This is a genomic window from candidate division KSB1 bacterium (assembly GCA_022562085.1).
GTDB lineage: Bacteria > Zhuqueibacterota > Zhuqueibacteria > Oceanimicrobiales > Oceanimicrobiaceae > Oceanimicrobium.
The window spans coordinates 1-4,336 of record JADFPY010000369.1; the positions used below are offsets into that span (position 1 = coordinate 1).

Here is a 4,336-nt window from a genome sequence, read left to right on the forward strand (position 1 = left end):
GTCATGCCTCCCCATCATCGTCAACAAGAACGCATACCAATGGTGCGCGGTCGCATAACCAGGGTTGAGTTCAATGGCACGTTGGAACGATTGCTCCGCTCCCGGCCAGTCCCAGTCACCTGCAAACCTAATTTGGCCGAGGGAGGCGTGAGCCTCAGCAACCGTTTCCTCAATCTCCAGCGCTTTCAGCACTGCTGCTTTCGCTTTAGGGAAAGCGTCTTTTGGGGAAAGATACGCATATTCCCCAAGCAAACTATAGGTATCCGCCAATCCAACAAAGGATAGCGGATAGGTTGGGTCTTTTTCAATGGCTTTCTCAAAATATTTGATAGCTTTCTCAAATCCTTCTTTTGTCCTCTTATTCCAAAAGTAGCGGCCTTTGAGATAGGTCTTGTACGCGGGGGTGTTAACAACCTTAGAGCGCGCCAGCCGCGCTTCCTCCTCCGGGGTCACCGCGATCTCAATCTCCTCCACAATCGCCTGGGCTAACTCACTCTGGAGTACCAAAATATCTTGTAAATCACGCTGGTAACTCTTAGCCCACAGGTGCTGGTCAGTCGAAGCTTCAATCAACTGGGCTGTGACCCGCACCTGATTGCCTACATGGAGTACAGTTCCTTCTAATATGACATCCACATTCAATTCCCGTGCAATCTCAGGCAGCGGCTTTCGTAGGTCCTTATACTGCATCACTGAGGTACGGGAGATCACTTTGAGCGCTCTGATCTGAGTTAGATTGGCAATTAACGCCTCGGTCATGCCGTCGGCAAAGTACTCTTGTTCGGGGGCACCGGAAAGGTTCTCAAAAGGCAGCACGGCAATCGACTCTATGGTTTCAGTACGTCCGACGAAAAAATAAAAACTCCCCAAAATAAAAAAAATAAGTAGCGTAGCCATACTAACATATAAAAATCTACGTTTTCTCTTCGGAAGTCTGGCTTTAATTGCTCCTGCTTTCACGTGTCCAGTTTCAAGACCCTTTGTGATGGCTCTTAAATCCACTAGCATCTCGTCCACGTGTTGGTAGCGTTCATTGAGACTTTTGGCTAAACCTTTGTCAACAATGCGCTGCAGTTCATCCGAAATGCCGGCTTTGTAGCGTTCCAGCGGTTCAGGCTCTTCATGCAAAATTGCATAAGAGACCGCTGCTTCATAATCGCCTTTAAATGGCAACTGACCGGTGATCATTTCATAAAGCACGACGCCAACCGAGAAAATATCAGAGCGTTGGTCGACATTTGCGCTTTGAATTTGCTCGGGAGACATGTAGCTTAGTGTACCCATGGTCGAACCTTCTTCGGTCAGTTTGGTTCGGCCTTGCGCCTTGGCCAGCCCAAAATCGGCGATTTTCACCCGGCCATTGGCGTCAATCAGGATGTTGTCAGCTTTGATATCGCGATGCACAATCCCGGCCTGGTGGGCTTCGTTCAGTCCTTCGCAGATTTGCGAGGTGATGTCAAAGATTTTATCCATCGACAGGGGCGCATCGCGATGCGCCCCTACAATGTCTTTCAGGGACTGGCCTTCAACATATTCCATAGCGATGAAGGCTTTGCCCTCGTGTTCGCCAATTTCATGAATGGTGATGATATTGGGATGGTTCAAAGCCGCCGCGGCCTTGGCTTCGCGCTTGAAGCGGGCGTTGATTTCGGGATCTTCGGTGTACTGCGGCGGCAGAAACTTAAGGGCAACTTTGCGGTCGAGTTCTGTATCTTCGGCAAGGTAGACTTCACCCATGCCGCCTGCGCCCAGTTTTTTTAGAATTTTGTAGTGGGAAATGGTTTTTGAGATTAGCACTTAATTGACGTCCTTGCAAAATCTTCTTCAAATCTGTTGCGATTCGCGGCGAGAACAATAATAGCGAAACCAATATCCCTTTGCTTGAATCGTATGATGCTGAATTTAAACAATTCCCCAAAATAGTCAAACTAAAAATCGCTGCTCTTTTTTTACTTTACTTATTTGTTAATATTTTCTAATTTTAAACAATCCTCGAATTTCGATTAAACCCCGTCTACAAATCCAAACCGGAGGGAACTATGAAATTGAAACTGCACTGGCAAATCGCGATTGCGCTTGTTCTGGGTGTTGCATTCGGTTTTTTGTCTCGAGAACTAAATTTCACGGATTTTGTAATTAACAAGGTTGCTGTCCTGGGTGACTTGTTTAAACGCGGCTTGCGAATGATTATTGTGCCCCTGGTTGTCTCCTCAATTATCACCGGAGTTACCAGCATTGGGTCCGCAAAGAGTTTGGGACGCATGGGTGCGAAAACCTTTACTTATTACATCACAACAAGTCTGCTGGCAATCCTGACCGGATTGGTCCTGGTCAATTTGTTTGCACCGGGAGTTGGCGCTAATGTAGGACTCGCAGCAACTCCTGAGGACCTGGCAGAGAATGCCCAAAAAATCGGTGACACGCTGATCGGAATCATACCGACCAATCCGCTTGCCTCAATGGTGGCCGCCGATATGCTGCCGACGATTTTTTTCTCCCTGCTGTTTGGATTTTTTATTCTTAAATCTCCTGAGCCTCATCGCGGAAACCTGACCAATTTTTTCAAGGGGGTTTTTGAGGTGATGATGAAAATGACGCAATTGATTATCATGTTTGCACCTATCGGCGTCTTTGCTTTGATAGCAAAAATCATTGCCCAAACCGGCTTCGATGTGGTGATTCCCCTGGCGACTTACATGATTACCGTAATTTTCGCCCTGGTGATTCACGCTATGATAACCCTGCCGCTGCTGCTTTTTTTTATTGGCGGCATCAACCCGCTGGCCCATGTTCGCGCCATGTCTGCAGCTCTGCTGACGGCATTTTCAACTGCGTCTTCCGGAGCTACTTTGCCATTGACCTTGAAATCCGTTGAAGACAACGCCGGCGCCTCCAACAAAACCAGCAGTTTTGTGCTGCCCCTGGGGGCGACCATCAACATGGACGGCACCGCGCTTTATGAATGCATTGCCGCCATGTTTATTGCCCAGGCTTATGGAATCGAACTTGGAATTGGCCAGCAGTTTATCGTGGTGTTGACTGCCTTGCTCGCCAGCATCGGCGCCGCCGCGGTGCCCATGGCCGGCCTGGTGATGATCACCATCGTTTTGAGCGCCATCGGCCTGCCGCTTGAAGGCGTCGGTCTGATTATCGCCGTCGACCGCATTCTCGACATGATGCGCACCTGTGTCAATGTCTGGAGTGATAGCTGCGGTACGGTCATCATTGCCAAGTCCGAAGGCGAGACCGGGTTGAAAGTGCTGCGGAAGCCGGCGACGGCGTGAGGTTATGTTTGTTCCTGCTACCGGGAGCCTGCTGTGCGCAAAAAGCCGGACGAAAAAGTCTTTTTCGAGTAATTTAACTACCATTGAGTCAGGCAGAAAGTTTTGTTAGCCCTATTTGCGCAACTTTTCGACTTGTAATATAGTTTATGAAACAAGTATCCGGTCATATTTTGCTTTGAATCGTCCGAAAATTGATATATAATATATATAGCGTTTTAGTGAATGTTTAAATCCGTATTTATAATAGTTAAGAGGATTTTCTTTTTTAATGACTAGTCAAATCGAGAATGCTTCTTTCCTAAATAAACTCCCAAGTTACAAGAATCCACCTGTTAATGAAGTTGTTTGTGGTATGAGGTTTCGTCCTATTGAAAGGTTACGCATTCCTCATATTGGCTTACTGTGGGAAAAATTTCGTACTGAGTATCCAATAATTCAACATGCTCCTCCAATATCGTCAAATAAAGGTGAAATGTTGGTGGACAAGGTAACTGGACTTCCTTTGCCGAGAATGTGGTTTATCAGTGATTCTGATGATCAACTCATACAATTTCAGAATGATAGGTTTTATTTCAACTGGCGGAAGAGGAAGAACGACTATCCACGCTACGCCCATGTTATTAGCAACTTCAAAACGGCATTAAATTCTGTCAAAGATGTATTTAAAGATTTTGATCTTGGTGAACTTGAGCCGATTGAGTATGAACTTACCTATATTAACCATATCCCAAAAGGTATCGGATGGAAGACGATTGATGATCTCACTGAAATATTTACTGACTTTAGTTGGAACAAGACGACCGCACGTTTTTTGCCAAATCCAGAAGAAATTAGTTGGGCTACAAAATTCTCTTTTCCTGAGCAAAAAAGTCATCTAATAATCAGTTTAAAGCATGCAATAAGACTGAAGACGAGCTACCCACACTAATTTATGAATTGAAAGCCATTGGAAACGATAGTGACGATACTATACATAATTGGTTAGATTTAGCACATGAATGGATGGTTCGCGGCTTTACTGATCTAACGACCGAAAAAATGCACAAAATTTG

The 4,336-nt window shown here is 46.0% G+C and carries 3 protein-coding genes; 2 read left to right on the forward strand and 1 reads right to left on the reverse strand.

The window, feature by feature from the left end:
• On the reverse strand, positions 1–1,797 hold a 1,797-nt coding region (locus IH879_20385), incomplete at its 3' end, for a protein kinase (protein ID MCH7677287.1).
• Between the two features lie 242 nt (positions 1,798–2,039).
• Between IH879_20385 and IH879_20390 the strand changes: the two genes are divergently transcribed.
• Positions 2,040–3,284 (forward strand): dicarboxylate/amino acid:cation symporter, encoded by a 1,245-nt coding sequence (locus IH879_20390; GenBank protein MCH7677288.1) that lies wholly within the window; start codon positions 2,040–2,042, stop codon positions 3,282–3,284.
• Positions 3,285–3,552: 268 nt separating this feature from the next.
• Positions 3,553–4,212, forward strand: coding sequence for a TIGR04255 family protein (locus tag IH879_20395; protein MCH7677289.1), 660 nt, complete (start codon positions 3,553–3,555; stop codon positions 4,210–4,212).
• Positions 4,213–4,336 lie beyond the last annotated feature (124 nt).